The sequence below is a fragment of the Rhodococcus sp. 14C212 genome, assembly GCF_011058195.1.
GTDB lineage: Bacteria > Actinomycetota > Actinomycetes > Mycobacteriales > Mycobacteriaceae > Rhodococcus > Rhodococcus aetherivorans.
On sequence record NZ_JAALEH010000029.1, the window covers coordinates 34,081 to 54,359 of the forward strand.

Sequence of the window (20,279 nt, forward strand, 5' to 3'; positions counted from 1 at the left end):
GGCCCTTGTTGCGGACCGGCTCGGCCTCGAACAGAAAGTTGGACGTCTCGGGGAGGGTTTGGCCGTAGATATCGGCACGGCTGCAGACCGACGCGACCGCGCCGGCATCGGGATGGCACTTGATGAATCAACCGGTTGTATCCGCTTTTACGCGCCGCGGTCGGAGTGATGAATCAGCCGAGAAAGGTGGTGGCTCGCATGTTCCCAGGTCCGTACCCCTCTTCAGTGCGCCGAGTGCGGATCCGCACGTTCTGCCCGGTTCAGTTCCGCCTAGACCTTGCGGGCACCATAGATGCCGTAGTTGTCGCGCTGGGTCTGGTGGACCATTTGCCCGTCACGAACCGTCCGTGCGAGAGTCAACAAGACCTGGCCGCGTAGTACGTCGATGGGGTGATTGGGCATGCTGAACTGAATGAGGGGCTGGGCAGATCGGTTCGATCCCCGTATTGGTCTTGTAGGCGTCGATGTAGGCGAGTGATCACTCGAGTTTCGGTCGAAGCACGTTGCGCGACAAACGCCGGTGCAATCCTGGATCTCTTTTGTCACACCGATCTTCTTGATTTCACCCTTCAGAGTGCGGTGTCCGGGCCTGTAGGTGATGATCCGACGCGGTTGCCAGGTGCTCTGTCCGGGCGGAGAGGAACCGATGCGGATCGGAGTCGGGATCTCCGGGTGCCGGCTGTCGGTACGCATCCAAACTGCTCGTGCTGTCGATGCTGAGCCCGCACGCCGTCCGGAAGGCGGACCATAGGTGTCGCTGCAATGTCTCCATTCGCACCACTGTCTCGACGTGGCAGGAGTCGGCTGAGAACGCGGCATATGCCGGGACTCGCGATACCAACGCCAGATGAGTAGAAGCAGCACCCGTCGGAAAGTGTCGATACTCTTCGACCCGAGCGGGATCGTCACGCAGACAACCGGTGTCGGTTGCCACCACAAAGGGCGGCGAAACCAGCGCCGGTCGGAGAGGGAGCGTCGACGACCTGCGCACAGTCCTAGACCGGAGCGAGTTCGACATTGGCGTCGGCCGCCGAGCGCTGTAGGTCTCTCACCACGGGACCGTACGTTCGAGTTGGTCGACGTCGTGTACTGGATCAAGCGGCTCCGACCGAGGGGTTAGGTCAGTGTGTAGAACCGGACTCGAGGTGCCAGAAGAGGGCATCTGCACCGATATCGCTCTTCCCACCCTGATGCCACCGGGTCAGGCAGGCCACCTCCACCGAGGTCGGCGCGACAAGCGTCTACGAAACGTGATCATCCAGGATTCGTGCGGCCGAGTCGAGCAGCGCCTTCGGCAGTTCGGGATCCCAAGAGTTCACGATGGGGTTCTGCTCGGCGCGCCGTCGGTTGTGCTTGAGGATCTGTGCTGTGATGGCGGCCGCCTTGAACTGAGCCAGGGCTTCGAACCAGCCCAAGTCGGTGACTTTCCGACCCGATGCGCTCTCGTAGGCGGCGAGCAGTTCGCTGGCTGACGGAAGGCCTGCTACCTCGCGAATCGCCATCGCCTGCTTCGAAGGATCCGAACTCATGAGGAACCAACCGAGGTCGACCCGTGGATCTCCGACGCTCCAGATCTCCCAGTCGATTACCGCCGCAATTCTTCCATTTGTCGCCAGAGTGTTGCCGAGACGGAAATCCCCATGCTGCAGTACGGGTTCGACCTGCGGCGGCATGGCGACTCGCAGCTTTCGAGTCACAGGTTCGCTGTGTTCGCGAACGTCCTCGTCGAGCGTGCCGATCACCTTCACCCAGCGATCGAGCTCGTCCTGAAGGGGCACCACCCGCTCATCGGCCAGTCCGATGTCGTGTGGATCAACTGAGTGCAGCTGTCCCAGGACTCGCGCGGCGTCGATCTCCCGAGCGCAGACTTCGGTTGTCGAAAGTCCTAGATCGAGCTGATCGAGTAATGGCTCCCAACAGTCTCCCTCGATATGCTCCATCAAGAAGAGCGGCGGGGTACCAGGGGGCTCGCCACCATCCTCCAGATAGATCGTCGGGACGGGGATGACAGCACGCGCTTCGAGACTTCGCATGATCTTCGCCTGACGAAGTACGTTTCTGTTCTTCACTGGCGCAAGGCCGGGTGGGGCAACCTTAGCGACGACCCGCTGCTCGGTATCGTCCGCTAGGGTCAGCCTCATTTGGAATGTCAGGCTCGAGGCTCCGCCGGTCATGGGCACAACCTGCGAAACTCGTGCAGTCGGGTTCCAGGTCGAGACGAGAGTTGCGAGTCGCTCCGTGAGGTCGTTCACAGCAAGGTCGGTCACGGCGCAGCAACCGTCTTCTCGGAATTCGCGGCCACAGGATGTATCGAGTGGGCCAGCGGCGAGGCTTCCACGGGTCGTAATACGAGTTCGTCGACGCGAACCCGCGGCGAGAGTTCTGCCAGCCAGGCGACTGCCGACACGACGTCTTCCGGGAGCATCGCTGCCCGAACGATGTGGGTGACGGACATGCTCTCGGTATCGACGACCCCGGGCATGACCACGTGGACCCCGATGCCTTCCGGCTCCAGCTCTTCGCGCATCGTGGCGGCCATCATCCGCACTGCTGCTTTGGAGGCGCCATAGGCGGACATGTACATCCCGGCATCAAGTGCGGCAGTCGATGAGATGAAGACGATTCGTCCGCCGGCGGTCATCGAGGGAACGAACGTGGACGCTGCTGCATAGGCAGATGAGAGATTGGCTCGCACTACGGACTCGAAGTCCGAGAGATCTTGCTTGCGGAACCGCTGTCCCCAAAGTGTCCCGGCGGAGTGCACGAGCAGATCGACGGGTCCGACGATGTCACGCACCTGCGCCATCGCGCGCAGGTCCGTTGTGTCGACGCGATAGCCTTCGAGTCCGAATTCGGCTTTGACATTGTCCAGTCGCTCTTGCCCACGGGCTAGGACGACGACTCGGTCGCCGGCGCTGCGGAAGTGGCGCGCGCAGGCCAAGCCGATGCCACCCGTGCCGCCGGTCACCACCACGGTCCGCGGCCTCGGAGTACTCGATTCGAACGACATCTGATCGACTCCCTACTTCGGTTTATCGCGCACAGTGACTACTGCTACGCGGAAGCGTCCATTTCAAATGCTCGCGACTTTGTATTGTGTGGGGCGTCTGCCGGCCCCTCGATGGTTGCCCGTGTGTCGGTCGAAATCGGCTTCCTGAACCGCGACTCACTGTCCGGTTCGGCGGTACCCCGCGGGACAATGGGCATCGACTCGCGAATCACGGAGCGGATGAACCGTCACGTCTCTACATCGTCCTGCGACTATACATGTAATGATTGTGAGTGCAATAGGTTGGTTGGGTTCGCTCGGGGACGTCGGGGGTGAACGGGCTCGAGGGCATGCGGATCCAGAGCGCTCCGTCGCGGCGCCGGCAGCGAAGGCCATGCGTCGTCTGCCGGCGCATGGGCAGGAACGTGCCAGGCGGAGCCGAGATCCTCGGCCCGACCTTGATCCACTGCGGCATGCTGCCATCCATGGAACCGGGTGCCTGCCGGCTCGATGCCGACGGCGCGGTCCCTGTTCGCGGGCCATCGACGTAGGTGTTCGCATATGGCCACCGACAGCGTGTCCCTTATGGGGTCGATCGGTCTGTGCGGCCATGATCACGGTCGCGGTTGACGCGTCGTCAACGGCTGATGCGGATGCCTTGTGAGATATCGTCGAACCGTTCCTGCCCAGATTCCGAGCGCGGCCGCAGGACATCTGGAGGGCAATGCTGGACGACCCGGCGGTCTTCACCACCGCCGTCCACGTACTCACCAGGATGGGCCTGGTGGCACCTGGCGCCGTCGTTCGGGCCGGCGTGCCGACCGCCTATCGCCGCCGCCTCACAATCGGGGTCCAGGAATCGTCTCTGGATCGACCGTCGCGGTATCGACAGCAGTGAGCGCTTGAGTCGGTGCCGGTGGAAGATCGAGCGCCTCTTGGCCTGGCTCAACGGCTACGCCGGTTGACGCTCCGCGATGCCCGCCATGGGAGTGCTTCGCCGATTATCTCCGACTCGCCGTCGCTCTGACGTGCTGGAGTAAACACCAATTGAGACAGGTTCGAACAGGGTGGCCCGTGTGGGCCTACAATGCTTATAGTCAAAGCCTGTGTCGAACACCTCAGACCTCAAAGGATGCACCGTGCCACCTCGCGCTCGAAGAGCCAACTATCAGCCCTTACGCGTGGGTGAAATGGTCGCTCAGGAGCTGCGTGAGCGAATCTTTCGCGGCGAGTATGTCGGCTCCCTGCCGAAGCAGGAGGCGCTCATGGAGGATTTCCAGGTCAGCGCGCCATCGATACGCGAGGCGTTTCGCGTTCTCGAGTCCGAGGGACTGATCTCGGTACGTCGCGGCAATGTGGGGGGAGCGTCCATCCGGCTCCCCGATGCCAATGACACTGCGTATGCCCTCGGGTTGGCGCTCCAAGCGAAGCGCGTCCATGTCAAGGAGGTTGCGGAGTCGTTGTGGCTCCTGGAGCCGGTCAGCGCACGACTTTGCGCCGAACGCGAAGACCGAGCAACCGAAGTCGTTCCCGTCTTGAAGAAGATCGTGGACGAGTCGGAGACGCGGATCGATGTCGACCCGTGGGAATACGAAGCTATGCGTTTCCACGATGCACTCGGCGATCTGTGTGGCAACTTCGCGGTGCGCGAGATTATCGCGAGCCTTTTTGTCCTCTATCACCAGCATGTGGACGAGTGGACCGAGCTCCACGGCTCGTACACGACGCGGAAGGAACGCGAGAGCGTCGTTAAGCAGCACCGTCGACTCATCACGTGCATCGAACGGGGCGACGTCAGGGGCGCTCAGCGTGCCTCCGAGACGCATCTTTGCAGCATTCTCAGTCCATTGCTGGACGAGGAGATCGTGACGGCCGCAGTGCCGCGCAACAACCATAACCAAAGGCCCCGTGAAGAGGCGACGAGCCATCCAGGGTGAGGAGTAGGCCCCATAATTTGTCGCCCTCCACCGGTGTCGAGAGCGTCCTTCTGGTGCGCGTAGTCGTTGCTTACGATGCTGGCCAATCGGGCAGTCCGTGGGCTCCCGCGACGACGAACCGAGAGATGTGTTCGGAAATTTCGGCTGGGGTCGCTTTTCCATGAGGATCCGCTGCAGGGTCGAACCACACGGCAATCCAGTTCAAAGCCCCAAGAAGTGCACGCGTAGTCAGTCGCGGATCCGCGGTCTTGAAGATGCCGTCGTCGCATCCTTCACTGACGACTCGCACGAAGAGTTGCTCATACTCTCCCCGGCGCGCGACGATCTTCGACCATTGTCCCTCCTGGCGACCGTCACGGTGCCCGATGTTCTGCTCGATGTTTCGAATCGACACGACCTGGTATGAGTGGTGATTCATCATCGCTCGGGAGTGGGCGAGACACATCTCGTACAGCCGCTCGTCTGCTGGAACATCAGAACGGGCGGCTATTGGCGCGACGTCTGCCATCAGGTGCTGGAAGCCGGCTTCCAGCACGCCGAGGAGGATGTCGGCCTTGCTGCGGTAGTAGTGGTAGATGACGCCCTTCGTCGCACCGAGTTCGTCGGCGATGGCGTCGACACTTGTACCGTCGTAGCCTTGTCGTGCCAGGACGGCTGCAGCAGCATCGAGGACCTCTGCGCTGCGCTGCGCTGCGCGGACACTTCGGTGGGACGTGGGGCGCATCGGGCTACCTTCGAGAACTAACGGACATGAGGTTTTCGTGGTTGCCGTGGGACACGAAGGACCTCGGCAACACGTGTGAGCTTACTCCGCGGTTCGCTCCTGTCGTCGCATGCCTTGGGGAGCGGACTGGACGCCCCTGCAGATTCGCTCGATGCCGTGTTGGCGCAATATGCGTCTGCGCCGAGATACCGACAATTGGAGCTGGAAGGGAAGATCACCAAACACGTGCGGTTTCCCGGGGCACTGTGTTCCAGGGTCGAGCACCAGCTGGCAAGAGTCCCGTCCCCAACGGCTTCAGCGGAGTCGTGACCTACCGATCCGACGGGACCGATGGTATCGGTCGTCGAGCATCCGACCACAGAAGAGGGGGTCTACTGCGGCACGATCCTGGACGCGTTCAGCCAATCGTTGTGGCTTTGGCGATCAGAACCTACCGCCACTCGTCGGGGAGGGTGCTTGAGGGGGTGACAACGCTACGTGCAGGGTGAGCAGAGTCGGCGCATTGTCGCTGGTGCTTACTGCCGGTTGGCACGGTGATAGTCCGCAGTCCGCAGTCCGCTGCGGCTCGGTTCCTCGGTTGGGGCTCCGTGAGCGCGGAGGCCGTCGGATCGGCGAGCTGGCCCGCGGGCACCGGTTCTATCTGTTGAAACGCCGCATCGAGCCACAATTACAATTCATCCGGCAGTCTTGTCTACCACCGCAACCGCGGCCCGAGAAGCGGACGGCAGCCGGTGTTTAATCAAGATGTCTACCGCCTGCGGAATGCGGTCGAGTAGGGATCTGCCAACCGCAGGTGTGGGGGCGGTGACATCGCGTTATGACAAATGCGCGTGAGGTACCTGGCCACCGCCCAGGTCGCCAACCATCTTATTGGTTGTTCGCCCTGTCCGTCAATATCCCTATCGACTCGCTCTTCCGGACTACCTGACATCGCCGCCGGACGGCGTCGGACCGGACCGCGGGGGACAGGTCGACCCGTCACGGAAGCGGCGGCCTGTGTTGCCGCGGACCGCCTCATGGCATGGATTTGAACCACCGACCGTCCTCACGGACATTCAGCATCAGGGTCTCGACAGCGACGAAGGGCATGTGAGCCTTGGTCGAAGGTCTGATGGCGAAATTGCTGGCGGTGTTCACCGCGTGGGCGTTCAACCAACGATATTGGTCTGTCAATCCGAGAACGACGTGCCTGACAACGGAGAGACTCTCGTAACCCGTGGCTCTGCCGCGGGCACGCCACACCGCGCTGATAGACGTAACTCGGAGTAGCGGCTGAATTCTCGGCGAGAAAAGTCCAAAGACTTGTGTGTTTACAATCATTATGAGTTAAGTTACAGTCCGGGTGTTGTGATGGAGCCAACTCGGACGGCCTGCCTCGCGTTGAGCAAATAAGGTGCAGGAGACGGAACATGGACGACGTAGATATTGCGTCAGCGGCGCCTCGCGTCGTCCTGGGTTCGACGATGATCGCCCGGAGATGCAATCCCACCTCGGGATTCGGAGGCGGGGGCAGGACCGCGACGCTGTTCGAGAGCGCGGGTTGGTCCGAGCGCGTGCATGTCTCGGCCGGTGAGCGCCTGGAGTTGACTGCCGGCGTTGGACTCTTGTTGCGATTTGCGACCGCGCTGGGGGCTATCTGGTTGGTCGGCATAGCGACATCGGGGGAAGTCGCGAGTCACCGGCGCAATGGCTTCCTCGTCATTTGGGACGGTGATAAATATGTCTCCATATTTGTGATCGCGCGTGCGACGCTCGCTGGTCTGATGCACAGCCGATGGTTGTCGGATGATCTCATCGAGATCGACTCGCACAGAAACCAACTCGAGAATTCGACCCTGCTCTCAGGGCGCATGGTTGCTGCGGCCTGCTGGTACTACGTGTGTCCGACCCGGGTTGAGCACCCCTCGGAGCCGGCGTCTCCTGAACAACTGTCTGGGTGTCTCGACTTGAGGCCCTATCCCTGAAGGTTGACCGGAAACCGTACCGCCGAAGCGGCCCGGTCCGCCGTCGACCACCATATGGAGTTCCTGCTGCCGTTGTGCGAGCGAATGCTGCTCCTTCGCACCGGCGAAAAGATTTGGGAAGGTACACCTGATGAGTTCGTCATCAGCGAGGCCGTAATAGAAACCTATCTCGACACAGGGTCGTCGCATGCGGTCACGCCGATTCCGCAGCAGTAGCTACGAGCAAGGTACGGGAAGTTCAGGAGACCGGCGCATGCCATCTCAAAAATCCCTGTGGTTGTGAAAGATACTTGGTAGGAAAAGTGTTCGTAAGAGTGCCCGTCAGGTGTGTGATCTGCGTATCGCGGAGGTCGACGTGTCGACCTCACGAGTCGGTGACCTGTCCACCCGCTCGGCTGGGAGTAAGGGTCACCCTTCGGTTCGTCTACCACCACGTGGGCGACCTCCTCTGGGTCTGAACATCTTCGTGGTCGCTTGGTCGGCAGGTGGCGACACGATGGAGGACTTTCGAAGCGCATCACCCTATGCGCTGGCCCTGGTGTTCATTCTGTGTCCGGAAAGCATGCTGTGGCTGTCGAATTCGGTCTGCGAGCCATGATTCCCGAAGGGGGAGCGAGCTCGTCATCCTGTGGCGGGTGTCGGGGTGAAATGGCGTCGCCGACGACTGTCGAAATGTGTTCAGCTGCGGTTCGGAGGAACTGAGAAGTCGATTCTTCTGCACCGCAACCGAAGCCGTATTTTCCGGCGCTCGAAAACCCCCGAGGAAAGTCGTCGAGCCGTTGACATTATGACTTCGTTGACAATACTGTACGCTGTGCGTGACCGCGGACACACTTCGGTGGTATTCCGTTTGGCCCCACCACATCCGCCCGGGGTATTCCGCACCGACTGCTCGGTCTGCTGTGGAATGCAGACCCTGTACGAAGCAGACAAGCATACCGCAGTTCAGCGGTAGAAACCGATTGGAGTTCGCATGGCGTCCCATGACATAGACGGGCAGACATCACCCACTCCATCCGCATCGGGAAGCTATTCGAAGCGGATGGAGAGACGCGCAGTGACCAGCGGTGCGATAGGGTCGGCGCTCGAATACTTCGACTTTGCGCTGTACGGCGTCCTCTCCGCCACGCTCTTCCCGCAACTGTTCTTCGGCGACCTCGGCCCCACGGGAAGCGTGCTCGCGTCGTTCGCCACGTTCGGTGTCGGTTTCGCGGCCCGGCCCATCGGCGCTCTCCTCTTCGGCTACCTGGGTGACCGCTTCGGACGCAAACCCATCCTGCTGACCACGCTCGTGATGATGGGCCTCGCCTCTGTCGCGATCGGGTTGCTGCCGACCGGGCAGGGCGTCGTCGTCGCCACCATCCTCGTGGGGCTGCGCTTCATCCAGGGCGTCTCGCTCGGTGGTGAGCTGGTCGGCAACCAGCTCATGACCATGGAACACGGCAATCAGAGTCGACGAGGGCTCCTCGGCTCGGTCATCACCCTCGGCTCCCCGCTCAGCCAAGTGTTCGCGAACCTGGCGCTCGTGGCGCTCAGCGCTACGCTCACCACCGAACAGTTCGAATCGTGGGGCTGGCGTGTCCCGTTCCTGTCGAGCATCCTGCTGGTCTTCGTCGCGATGTTCATCCGCGCCAAGCTCGAGGAGACCCCGGCATTCGTCGTCGAGGAAGAGATGCGCGCCGAAGCGCCGAGCACTGGCGGCAAAGGGCTGGCGGTCCTGCGGTCCCACCCGCGCACTGTCATCACGCTCGTCCTGGCCTTAGGCGGGTCGGCGCTGTCGTTCTATCTCGTCGCGGTCTACGGACTCAACCATCTGACGAGCAACACGGGGATGTCGCGGGGCAGCGGCTTCCTGCTCCTGATGATCGCCAACGCCGTGTCGATCGTAGGCTGTATCGGTGGTGGGTGGTTGTCCGACAAGATCGGTCGCAAGCCGGTGTGGATCGGAAGCATAATCTCCACGATGGTGGGCATAGCGGTGTTCTTCCCCTTCTCCGGCCCCGACAACTACTTCATCACCGGGGCCAGCATGTCCTTGGTCCTCATCTCCCTCCAGGCGATAGCCGGCGTGCAGCCCGCCGTGTTCGCCGAGCAGTTCCCCACCGAGGTGCGATTCTCGGGTGCGGCACTGTCGCACTCCATCTCGAACCTGATCTTCTCGTCGCCGTCGGCCTTCATCGCCGCTGCGCTGAGCACGCTCGGTGGCCCCGGACTCGTCACCGGCTTCACGCTGGCGATCCTCGTGGTCTCCGGTATCGCGGTCACCCGTACTCGGGACGGCCGGAACTTGGATCTCGCCGCCTACACCGAGCTCGACAAGACCGGGGACGATTCTTCTGCGTCGGCCTGGAAAGGGTCGGCGCAGACAGCCTGAGTGAGCACGTACTCAGTGCTCGCGGAGCGGAGGCGGGGCGGGAATCCGGCCATCGGTCGGTTCCCGCCCCGCCGTCTATCCAAGATCGACGCACATCCGTACGCTGATTCACGATTGCGTGTGTGGGAAATGTGGGCTCGGCGGTGTCGTCCCTGTTCGTGCTGGCGGGCAACAGGTTCCCGTGGCCTATCACCACGCACTGGAACAGCTCTCCTAGGCGTGCGACGAAACGGTCACCCTGTCGTTGTCTCTCCTCCGATGCACCAGCGTCACCCCTGTGGCCGGTCAGCTAAGGAAAGTGCTTCCTGGACTACATGGATGAGAAGCGCCGAGATTCATACATATGTGAGGGGCAGCGAGTCCGGCAGGTCCTTGCCCAGCTTGTGCGTTCGAGGTCGCTCCGGCGAACGCCGTGATCGGCCCGATCCTGCCGGCGGCATCGAGTACGGCATTGATCAGGGGGTCGGTTCCGCGCTCCTGGCCCCACCAGATGCGGTCACCCGGTCGTATCCGCTCGGCGGGATCCATCGTCGTTCACACTCTCGGAACGAGGGTCGCGGTGTCCAAACTGCCACCGCAGCACATCGTCACGAGTTCGACCTCAAACTCGTCGCCGTGAACTCACCGATGCGGACATCCTGTTCCCCTACACCGCACGCGACTCCGAGACGGAACGATCAGGGCATGTTGGATTTGGGTGTGCCGACGCTCGTCGAGCAGAGTGCCGATGTTGCCGACTGGCGGACCGGTCAGCTGTCGGGCCCGACGACGAGCAAGGCCGGTGAGTTCGCCGGCGCGGGACGAACCATGTGCACCAGCGCCCGGCTGCTCTACGACGTGCTTACCTTCGTCTACGACCGACTCGGTTTCGACATCATCGCCGACCCGGTCTTCGAAGACCTGTCATCGCCCGGATCGTCGAACCGACCTCGAAGATCGATGCGCTGCGCGTGCTCGACGACCCCGGTGCGAATCCGGTGTCGTACAAAATAATTCAACGCCGCCTCGCGCAGACCATCACCGGCGGCTACCGCGACCGGATCGGCCGCCGCTGTTTCGAGTACGCGGCCAGCACCGGCGGGCTCGGATTGCTACTGGAGATCGGCTGTTTCGAAGGCAACAAGGCCGAAACCCACACCCTGGTCCCGATCGTGCGTCAGTTCCGGGCCCGCCACGGTATCGAGGGTGTGGAGATGGTCATCACCGCGGATGCCGGCATGCTGTCGGCATCGGATCTGACCGTCCTGGACGAGGCCGGCCTGAAGTTCATCGACGGCTCCGGGTCACGAAAACGCCGGGTGGTCTAAGCTCCTATTTCCATTGGCACGGTGAGGTATTCACCGATGGGCGGATTATCGATACCGTCACGACCCGGTATGCCCGCAGCGTAGTCAACCCCGTGAAGAAGCGAACCGAACCGATCTGGGATCCGGTTCGGCATCCCACCTCGTGGCGGGCGATCTGGCAGTACACCCGCAAACGCGCTGTCCGCGACAACCAAACATTGAACGCGCAGGAAGCGCGGGCGCGGGCGGTGGTCGAGGGCACAAAGAAGGCCAAGGCCACCCGCTTCGTCAACACCACGACCGCAGGTCAGCAGGTCGATGATGCGGCGCTGGCACGAGCCCGCTCGCTGGTGGGCTCGAAGGGAGATGGCACCAACATTCCCGTCACCCCCATGGAACCGGGCGAGGTGATCGGCAAGTACCACGACCTGTGGCATGTCGAGCAGTCGTTTCGCATGTCGAAGACCGATTTGCGGGCCCGGCCGATGTTCCACCGGACCCGCGACGCCTGTGCACCAAGTCCCAGGTCAGTCGTTGCTCGCTCAAGCGGCGCCGTTGACGGCACCCGACCCGGCGAGCGGACCAATGGTCTCGCCGTTGATGAAGCGGTTATCCGGGTTCACCAGGAAGAGTATCGCGCGCGACACCTCAATGGGCTCGAGCCAGGGCTCGCCCATCGGGTTGATCACGTAGGCCTTGCGCATCTGTTCCTCGGTCGGGTTCTCGATCCCGGGAAGGAATAGTGACTTGCAGTGATCGTTCGTGATCATGTCGGTTCTGATGTTGGTCGGTGTGACAGAGTTTACGGTGATGCCGTGGTTGCAGACCTCCATCGCCGCGGACTTCACCAGCCCGATGACACCCCACTTCGAGGCGCAATAGTGGGCCAGGTTGTTGTGGCCGATGTGCCCGCCGCCAGACGAGGTAGCGACAACCCGGCCGTACCCCTTCTCGACCATGTGAGGCAGGACCGCTCGGAAGGAGTTGAAGACACCTGTCAGGTTGACGTCGATCGTCTCCCCCCACAACTCGGACGTCATCTCGGTGATCGGCACACCGGTCATGATCCCCGCGTTCGCGAGCAGGATGTCGATCCTGCCGAATGTGTCGACGGCCTGGGCCGCCGCCGCGACCAACTCGTCGAGGTTCTTCACATTGCCCTGAATGGCGAGTGCCCTACGTCCATGGCGCTCGACGATCGCCAGGGTCTCGTCCATGTCCGACTGACAGGCCATGTCGTAGGGCGTGTGGTCGTTGGGGCCGAGGATGTCGAAGAGAACGATGTCTGCGCCCTCGCTCGCCAAGAGGTTGGCGTGCGAACGCCCCTGACCTCTCGCTCCGCCGGTGATGAAGGCAACCTGGCCGTTGAGCTGTCCCATGGGTGATGTTCCTTAAGTTCGTAGGTTCAGTTACTTCGTTCGATACGTTGTGCTGTTCCCCGGGTGGGTCGGGTTAGCAGTGGTTCGTTTTTGGCAGCCCTCGGGTGTGGCTTGAACGCCGCCGCCACGGGCGTGCCGGACGCGAGCTTTCGGGCCCCAGGCCTGCGAGGCGGCCAGCCCGGCTTCCAAACCGGGCGATCCTCGCCGCTTGCGACTCCGGCCGCCCCGCCACCACACCTACAGCGGCCGGTGCGATCGTCGTCCAGGAGCCGAGTTTGTCGACCCACTGTTCAATGTGCCCGGGACACACCCAGATCCGCTGTGATCCTCTTGAGCGTCGCGCGCGGCGTGGACTCGAACAGTCCATCGCCCGGCGGCCGACTCGTCCGTGTAGTTCTTCCTGGCCACCCTTGATTTTCGCTTCCACAGCATCGTGCTGGATTCCGCGTGTCCAAGGCCAAGTGTCAGTACTCTTCCTTCGGTTCGATTTGACTGAATGCAATTCGTACACCGTGGACGGTGTCCGCCACGAAAGCTTCATCCATCCTGTCGAAACGCTCTCTCCATGAGGGATTCAGGTCGAATGCTGTCAACTGAACCGGAACATCATGGCCCATCCCGCGGGCACGCGCCACGGCGTTGTCGATATCGGGGACCCCGAACACGACCCTAAACACTCCTTCGCCATGCTCCTCGAGGAACTTGAAGCGATCCTCGGCGAGTTCTCGGACTCGGGGTGCGTAGATCTCTACGCCGGACTCCCAGTCGATATAGAAGGTGATTCCGGAAACGTCAGATTCGAACGGTCCCTCGAACGAGATATTCAATAGGTTCGAATAATGCTCAACTGCTTTCGTCAGGTTCTCGAGACGCACCAAGATCGCAATATGATCGATACGCCCTACGTTCTTCCTTGGCACAGGAACTCCATTCCGCTAGCTTGTCGTTAGATACTCTCGGGTCGTCTACGACAACCTCGACGTGGTGGACACAGCAGCCCTGCTGTGTTGTCGCTGCAGATACTGCAGTGGCATCGGCCTCGCCTCCGCGCAGGAGCAGGGTTCGCAGAGCAACTCCGTCGCCCCTCTCGACGATCTGCCTCGCCAGATACCCTCGAGAGGGGTTGGAAGGTACGCCCCGGTCAAGTGAGTCAAGGGCATTGCCGCACACCGCGGCAAGTCTCCGGCCCTGATGTCGGCCCGGGCAGGACCCAAGACTGAAGACGAAACAGCTTCGTGCCAGTGAATCTCATCTGAAGCTCTTTGATCTGCCAGCGGACCAGTCCGATATGATCCATGTGACCTCAAAGCATGGCAGTAAACTACATTACAATGATTATAAATACATCGGATTCCGAGCATTGCGACTGAGGCGTTCGCCAACACTCGGCCGGAACCTCGATTGTTTCCTCGAATCGTGGCCCACACAGGATCGCGCACCCGTCCCTGATCACGGCCGCGGACCCCTACCCAACCCGAACGAGGCTATGACACTTGGTATCCTAGCGATCATCGACCTCCTCCGACATCCGCACCATGCATCGAGCCGGTGCAATCGGAAACTTCATCGAGTACTTCGACAACGCGCTATACGGCTTCCTTGCAAGGTGACGAAGTCGTCTGAGGAATCTGCAGACGAAACATCACCATGAGGCTCGCTCAATGAGCGAGAAACTACTTGTTGCGGGTCATGACGGTGTAGAGACCACGAGGGGCGGAACAAGGCGGACGGGTCTTTCGGCGGCAGCATGGGAAGTACCACCAATTCATCCACCGAACGAAAGAACCCGTCCGCGGTCCACAGTAATGACCCGTTGTCCGTCGAAGGCCACCACCGTCCGGTCGAGAGGTGCCGGCCCCGTCCGATTTCCAGGTCACCGCCGAGATGGGAGATCTCCCGTGCCTGCGCCGGCAAATGGATGACCCGCTACCGCGAACACGACATGCTCGACCGCCCGACATCCCGCACCACCAACCCGCCACGGGCGCGACAGTGAGCAGGCCAAGCAGGTCGACCGGACCAGGACCGCCGGTGTCCGCGCCGGTTACGTCTATCTGCATTCGGCGGTCGACGGGCTCTCCGGCTTGGCGCACACCGAGGTGTCTCCTATGAGAACTCGGTAGCCGCAATCCATTTCATGCATCGCGAACGGGTATTTCTTCGCCGCCCACTGCATCACACACATTCTCGTGTCGTTACCGACAAATGGTCCTGCTATCGGGCGAAGGACTTCGTGAAAGCGCTGTACGGGGCCCGGCATCAGCGGATCACCCCGTACACACACCGCCACAACGGGAAGGCCGAGCGCTACCACCGCATCCTCGTGGAAGAGTTCCTCTATGCCGCACCTGGACCAGCGAACACCACCTCGCCGAGAAGAGTTTGGCGGTCGGCCCTTGGAGACCAAGGTGCGTTAGCGTGAACCACGAAGGTCTCCGGGTCGTGAAGTGTGTTGTAGCAGCGCCACTTCACGACGGGAGACCTTCGCTGTTCAACGGCCCGCTACAGCGTGTCGCCGCAATCCCTCAACCAACACCTGCCTGGGCAGTACAACTAGTTCCGTAGCAGCGTCGATGGGACGATCTGCACCACGGAGGCCACGATGGTTCCTGGCCATCGGAGCGGCGCAGCAGCTAGGGCACCACAACCGCGAGCATGTCGACAACGCAAGCCGGTTTCTCGCCGCCGTCACGTTCGATCGTCACCCGCGTGGCGACCTGGTAGCCCATAGCGATCTGCGAGACCGATAACAGTTCCACCCCGGCGCGGACTCGTGCGCCCGCCGGGACTGGAGACGGGAACCGCACCCTGTCTGCGCCGTAATTCATGCCCATCCTCACGCCGGCGACCTCGTAGACCTCCTCGGTGAACTTGGGGAGCAGGCTGAGCGTCAGAAATCCATGTGCGATCGTCGTGCCGAACGGTCCCTGGGCAGCCCGTTCTGTATCAATATGGATCCACTGATGGTCTCCGGTTGCTTCAGCAAAAGCATCGATCTGGTCCTGAGTAACCTTGTGCCACTTCGAATATCCCAGGTGGTTTCCAACTGCTTCTTCGAGCTCGGCGACCCCGTTGAATGTTCTCACGCCGCGGGACCTCCAGCGACGTACAGTACCTGACCGGAAACGTACCCCGCGTCCTCGCTTACGAAGAATGACACCGCGTGGGCGATGTCATCTGGCAACCCGCCGCGACCGACGGGGATCTGCTTGGTCACGGCGGACTTGAAGTCGTCGAATGTGACGCCCACGCGCTCTGCGGTGGCCATCGTCATCTCGGTCTCGATGAACCCTGGCGCGATAGCGTTCGCCGTGATCCCGAACTTCCCGAGCTCGATAGCAAGGGTCTTGGTGAAGCCCTGAATCCCGGCCTTCGCGGCCGCATAGTTGGCTTGACCTCGATTGCCCAGAGCCGAGGTGCTCGACAGGTTGACGATGCGACCCCAACCTGCGGTGGTCATGTACTCCTGAACAGCACGCGTCATGAGGAACGAACCACGGAGGTGGACGTTCATCACAGCGTCCCAGTCCTCGACGCTCATCTTGAAAAGGAGGTTGTCACGGAGGATGCCCGCGTTGTTGACGAGCACGGTCGGTTCACCGAGCTCGGAGTCGATTCGCTCGATGGCGGCATGTACGGCACTCTCGTCGGCCACATCGACGCCGCACCCCAGCGCCCGCCCACCTGCGTCATGGATCTCCTTGACCACCGAGTCGCATGACGCCTCATCAAGGTCGACCAGGGCGACGGACAGACCGTCCGCAGCCAGGCGGCGCGCGACGGCGGCGCCGATTCCACGGGCAGCGCCGGTGACGAGGGCGGTTCGAGGTGTAGATCTGGTCATGCGGACTCCTAACAGGAAGGATCAGGTCGCGGCGTTTCGCCACTGGGGGAGGACGGTGCCGGGACTGCGGGATCGCGAGAGGGTTGAGAGCTGGCCGAGCCCGCGTGCAAGATCCTGTAGACCCTGAGCCCGCGAGCGATCAAGCCTGACCGGACGTGACGTGAACCCGTCGTAGGGCCTTCGAGGACGCGTTCGAGAGTGCGCCTCTCGACTGTCATCATGTGCACGCACGACCGATGAGAAGCGGTGGGTGGCGAGAAACAGCGCTAATCGCCTGGACCGACCTGTTCCAGGCGTTGGAACTGGCGCATGTCGAGGTTCTCTGCATAGGCGCGACGGTGAGCGATGCGCCACCGTCCGTCGGCACACTCGATGAGGTCGTCTACGTAGCGTCCGAAGGCGCGTACGTAGACCGTGTGCTCGGGCGAGACATCGAGGCGCAGCATGTAACTTACCGAGGATGCTGTCGATCCGTCGACCGTAATGATCGGATTGACTGCGTAGTGCTTGTGGATGACGAATGGCGCGCGTGTGTGGCCCTCGATGAACGCACGCATCGCAGTGTGTCCTGTATAGCGCAGGCAGCCGTCGACGAGTTCTCCTCCGCGGGCTGGGAATGGCGGGTCTTCGGAGTCGGGGGGAAGGTACATGTCGTACCGGGCTGTCTCGGTGAAGCAGTCGACGAAGGTGTCCTCGTCACCGTAATCGAGAGCTTGGGCATAGCGGTTCAAGAGTTCGCCGATGGCAAGGCGTGCTTCGACCGCACGAAGCCGTTCCTCGAGACTTCTGTTCTGTTCCATGGCGTGCACCTTCGGCTCGGAGGACTATGGGGTGGTCGAATGAGAATTGCCTGTCCAGGTAGATCAAGTCGGACGCGTGGCTCGCCTCGGTGATGCCGACGCGGAGGACAAGCCCCTCGACGGAAAGCGCTCAGTCGCTCGACGGCAGCGGCTTTGCCTGTTTGATCTGCAGACTCTCCCCATCGATGATCAAAGCTCCGGCGCCAGGAGAGGTGATCAGTACCTCGAAGTCCCGAGACGCGTTGACGTAACGCTTACCTACAAGATTCCCAGTATCGGACTCGTCCTCGAGCGTCAGGCTCGTGTCCATGGGGGAGTCGAGTGGGACCAGTGGGTGGCCCCCGCAGGTGAATTTATGGTCGTCCCCGTTTGTGCGGACGACAACGACTTGAGTTGAGCAAACTTGGCTGCGCAGACGTGCGCCCACTCCCAGCTTCATTGCATAACCTCCTTCTTCTCGAGGTCAGCAAGAGTTTCGCTGACCAGGTCACGGCGGACAATCTTTCCGGTGGGGCCGTAAGGCAAGTCTTCGCGGATCACCACCAGATCGGGCGTACGGGAGCCTCTCAACCGGGACCGCACGAAGCTGCGAATCTCCTCGGCGTCCGGAACGATTCCTTGCGCAGGAACGACAGCTGCGACCGTTCGTTCTCCCCAGTCTTCGTCGGGAAGACCGAATACGCAGGCGTCGGCCACAGCTGAATGCATCTGGAGTACCCGCTCGATCTCGGCAGGATAGATATTCTCACCGCCGCGAATGATCGTGTCGTCTGCCCGTCCCTCGATGAAAAGATAGCCCCCATGATCGAAGCGCGCACGATCCCGCGTCGGGAACCAGCCTTCTGCGTCGAGGGCTGCACCTGTTCTCTGGTACTCCCCGGATACCTGGGGTCCGCGGATCCAGAGTTCGCCGACGGCCCCGGCCTCTGTGATCACGCGTCCGTCCGTGTCGCGAATCTGAGCCTCTACACCAGGCACCAGTCGACCGACCGAGCGCAGACGGGACCTCACCTCCGTGTCATTCGAGGCAACCGCAATGCGGTGGTCCTCCGGTGAAAGCAAGGCGATGGTAGAACTGGTCTCAGTCAGACCATAAGCATTAGTGAACTCGATTCGAGGGAAGAGTTCAAGAGCCTGGTGGAGTACCCGCTCGGGAATCTTGGCGCCACCGTATGCGATCGATTTAAGTGAGGGGAGATCTCTAGGAGCGGTGCGATATGCGGCGACCACGCGGCTGAGCATCGTTGGCACCAGCATTGCGTGGGTAACGTTCTCCTCGACCACGACATCGAGCCAAGCATCAGCGTCGAAGTCGGGCAGGTATGAGATTCGACGACCGCTGTAAATGTTGGACAATGCGCCACTCATGCCCGCGACATGGTACGGGGGCACGCTCGCTAGGACGCATTCACCAGACACAGCGCCATTCAGGTCCACGGTACTCAAGATGTAGCTCGCCAGGTTTTCGTGACGAAGTAGGACTCCCTTGGGTTTAGCCGTGGTTCCGCTGGTGAAAAGAATGATCGCAACAGGAGACTCGCGCGCATCGGGATTTTCGACCGCTTCCGCGTCTGTCACCGACGAACGTGTTATCCAGTCATTGCTCGTAATGCAGCCTCGAGCATCTTGAGGCAAAGTCAAATTTTGCGAAATCGACTCGTCTGCCACGATCAGTGGATCGTCTAGGCCGGCAATCAGATCATCGATAGCTGTACTCGCCAGGCGGTAGTTGAGCGGTACGAACGGAATCCCCGCGCGCGCCGCCGAGAACAACAAGACGGGTACTGCTGGGCCGTTCACTCCGACATATACAAGCGATCGTGCGCCCACTCGCATCAACTCGGCAGCTCCGACGCGACTACGCCGTTCCAACTCCCGGTACGAGATGCCGGTCTCCGGGTGACCGAGGGCGATGCGGTCGCCATAGTGTTCCGCAGCCAAGTCGAGCAGCAAGGTTATGTTCACTTCGCGTCCTTCCGGAGTCGGCGCAGGTGAGGATCAGTTCCGGTGCCTGCGTCCACAATCGCAATACTTGTAATGATACATGTTTAGAAGTTCAGGTACAGCCCTTTTTTGTTCGCCCACACATGCTGATCGGTCGTACGCAAGCGATTCCACCGTCCAAAGCGGACCGATGCTCGGCGTTTTAGCGAGGACGCAGGGCGAACTGGTCTGCGAGACCCTGCTTGACGGACGGCTCGCTTCAGAGATGATGATCGGACGGTTCCGATCGTGGACCTGCGCTCTGCGCGACAACCCGGCCGACCCACCGACCGAGCGCTGGGCTCCATGGTTGAAGGGGTCCACGGATTTGGACCTCCGCAGTTGGAGCAGGCCATTTTCGGTGACCTCGGTGGCGCGACGCACAACCTCATCCAGATCGTCGATCGCGTCGACCCATCGCCCCGGAGAGTATCCGCGCGACCAGAGGCGAGATACACCGCGGCGTGCGCTGCCAACGCGGCCGGAACCGATGTGGAGTTCTTGTACAACGGGCCCATCCAGCGACGTCCCGAGTCGGCGGCGTCCAAGTCACGCGTCAGAACGGTGTCGACCATACCGGGCCCGACGGGGAAGACCGACACCTCATACTCGGCCGCTTCGACGGCAGTAGTGTCCGTCAATAGAACGACGGCCGCCTTTGAGGCGGCATAGTCTCCCAAATCCGGCAGCACCCTCAACCACGACAGTACCGTCGAGGTCGAGGTCGAGGTCGAGGTCGAGGTCGCGATCGGTGAGTTGGCGCGAACTGTGCGCTGTCACCGTAGCCGGCAACCGCCCTGCCGGGTCGTGGTCGGCCACCCGACGATCAGTTCGCCGGCTATCCCGCATGCACCGCCTTACGGTTATCGGTGAGTAGCGACCTCATGTGTACATACCCGTTGCCGCCGCCTTGTGACGGAAGTGAAGAACACTCGCCGACAGAACTATCGACGCATTCATCGATCTCAGACAGGGATGCGGCGCGCACCCGGTCATTAC

General features: G+C 61.6%; 14 protein-coding genes and 4 pseudogenes. 8 read left to right on the forward strand and 10 right to left on the reverse strand.

Annotated features, from left to right (window positions below):
* Positions 1 to 1,241: 1,241 nt before the first annotated feature.
* On the reverse strand, positions 1,242 to 2,174 hold the full coding sequence (locus G6038_RS14895; RefSeq protein WP_165038622.1) for a phosphotransferase family protein: 933 nt from the start codon (positions 2,172 to 2,174) through the stop codon (positions 1,242 to 1,244).
* An 89-nt stretch (positions 2,175 to 2,263) separates the two neighbouring features.
* Positions 2,264 to 3,010, reverse strand: coding sequence for an SDR family oxidoreductase (locus G6038_RS14900; RefSeq protein ID WP_165038623.1), 747 nt, complete (start codon positions 3,008 to 3,010; stop codon positions 2,264 to 2,266).
* A gap of 646 nt (positions 3,011 to 3,656) precedes the next feature.
* On the opposite strand from G6038_RS14900, the pseudogene G6038_RS31350 reads away from it, so the two are divergent.
* From G6038_RS31350 to G6038_RS14905, 3 genes and pseudogenes are all read left to right on the forward strand, one after another.
* A pseudogene (locus G6038_RS31350) lies at positions 3,657 to 3,798 on the forward strand (IS5/IS1182 family transposase); the annotation flags it as partial.
* Between the two features lie 60 nt (positions 3,799 to 3,858).
* A pseudogene (locus tag G6038_RS31355) lies at positions 3,859 to 3,962 on the forward strand (IS5/IS1182 family transposase); the annotation flags it as partial.
* A 217-nt stretch (positions 3,963 to 4,179) separates the two neighbouring features.
* Positions 4,180 to 4,926 (forward strand): FCD domain-containing protein, encoded by a 747-nt coding sequence (locus tag G6038_RS14905; RefSeq protein ID WP_240918509.1) that lies wholly within the window; start codon positions 4,180 to 4,182, stop codon positions 4,924 to 4,926.
* Positions 4,927 to 4,996: 70 nt separating this feature from the next.
* On the opposite strand, the gene G6038_RS14910 is transcribed toward G6038_RS14905, so the two are convergent.
* Positions 4,997 to 5,650 carry a TetR/AcrR family transcriptional regulator gene (locus G6038_RS14910; protein ID WP_165038625.1) on the reverse strand — a complete coding sequence of 218 codons (654 nt, stop codon included), beginning with the start codon at positions 5,648 to 5,650 and terminating at the stop codon, positions 4,997 to 4,999.
* 1,409 nt (positions 5,651 to 7,059) lie between these two features.
* Between G6038_RS14910 and G6038_RS14915 the strand changes: the two genes are divergently transcribed.
* The 4 genes and pseudogenes from G6038_RS14915 to G6038_RS31360 all read left to right on the forward strand — a co-directional run.
* The gene (locus G6038_RS14915; protein ID WP_165038626.1) at positions 7,060 to 7,614 is read left to right on the forward strand and encodes a hypothetical protein; all 555 of its coding nucleotides are present in this window, start codon (positions 7,060 to 7,062) and stop codon (positions 7,612 to 7,614) included.
* 3 nt (positions 7,615 to 7,617) lie between these two features.
* Positions 7,618 to 7,830 (forward strand): hypothetical protein, encoded by a 213-nt coding sequence (locus G6038_RS14920; protein ID WP_165038627.1) that lies wholly within the window; start codon positions 7,618 to 7,620, stop codon positions 7,828 to 7,830.
* A gap of 841 nt (positions 7,831 to 8,671) precedes the next feature.
* On the forward strand, positions 8,672 to 9,988 hold the full coding sequence (locus tag G6038_RS14925) for an MFS transporter (RefSeq protein ID WP_165038628.1): 1,317 nt from the start codon (positions 8,672 to 8,674) through the stop codon (positions 9,986 to 9,988).
* 627 nt (positions 9,989 to 10,615) lie between these two features.
* Positions 10,616 to 11,783, forward strand: a pseudogene (locus tag G6038_RS31360) (transposase); the annotation flags it as partial.
* Positions 11,784 to 11,816: 33 nt separating this feature from the next.
* Here G6038_RS31360 and G6038_RS14940 read toward each other — a convergent pair.
* Positions 11,817 to 12,653 (reverse strand): mycofactocin-coupled SDR family oxidoreductase, encoded by an 837-nt coding sequence (locus tag G6038_RS14940; protein ID WP_165038631.1) that lies wholly within the window; start codon positions 12,651 to 12,653, stop codon positions 11,817 to 11,819.
* Positions 12,654 to 13,117: 464 nt separating this feature from the next.
* Positions 13,118 to 13,573: a VOC family protein gene (locus G6038_RS14945; protein ID WP_165038632.1), complete on the reverse strand. Its 456-nt coding sequence runs from the start codon at positions 13,571 to 13,573 to the stop codon at positions 13,118 to 13,120.
* Positions 13,574 to 14,400: 827 nt separating this feature from the next.
* Here G6038_RS14945 and G6038_RS31365 point away from each other — a divergent pair.
* Positions 14,401 to 14,997 (forward strand): annotated as a pseudogene (locus tag G6038_RS31365) (IS481 family transposase); the annotation flags it as partial.
* Positions 14,998 to 15,286: 289 nt separating this feature from the next.
* Here the strand turns inward: G6038_RS31365 and G6038_RS14950 are convergent.
* From G6038_RS14950 to G6038_RS14970, 5 genes are all read right to left on the reverse strand, one after another.
* Positions 15,287 to 15,739 (reverse strand): MaoC family dehydratase, encoded by a 453-nt coding sequence (locus tag G6038_RS14950; protein WP_165038633.1) that lies wholly within the window; start codon positions 15,737 to 15,739, stop codon positions 15,287 to 15,289.
* On the reverse strand, positions 15,736 to 16,497 hold the full coding sequence (gene fabG / locus G6038_RS14955; protein WP_165038634.1) for a 3-oxoacyl-ACP reductase FabG: 762 nt from the start codon (positions 16,495 to 16,497) through the stop codon (positions 15,736 to 15,738). Before fabG ends, G6038_RS14950 begins: the two co-directional genes overlap by 4 nt.
* A 266-nt stretch (positions 16,498 to 16,763) precedes the next feature.
* Positions 16,764 to 17,297 (reverse strand): nuclear transport factor 2 family protein, encoded by a 534-nt coding sequence (locus G6038_RS14960; RefSeq protein WP_165038635.1) that lies wholly within the window; start codon positions 17,295 to 17,297, stop codon positions 16,764 to 16,766.
* Between the two features lie 130 nt (positions 17,298 to 17,427).
* A complete protein-coding gene (locus tag G6038_RS14965) occupies positions 17,428 to 17,736 on the reverse strand; it encodes a hypothetical protein (RefSeq protein ID WP_165038636.1) in 309 nt (102 codons plus the stop codon).
* Positions 17,733 to 19,262: a class I adenylate-forming enzyme family protein gene (locus G6038_RS14970; protein WP_165038637.1), complete on the reverse strand. Its 1,530-nt coding sequence runs from the start codon at positions 19,260 to 19,262 to the stop codon at positions 17,733 to 17,735. Before G6038_RS14970 ends, G6038_RS14965 begins: the two co-directional genes overlap by 4 nt.
* Positions 19,263 to 20,279: the final 1,017 nt, after the last annotated feature.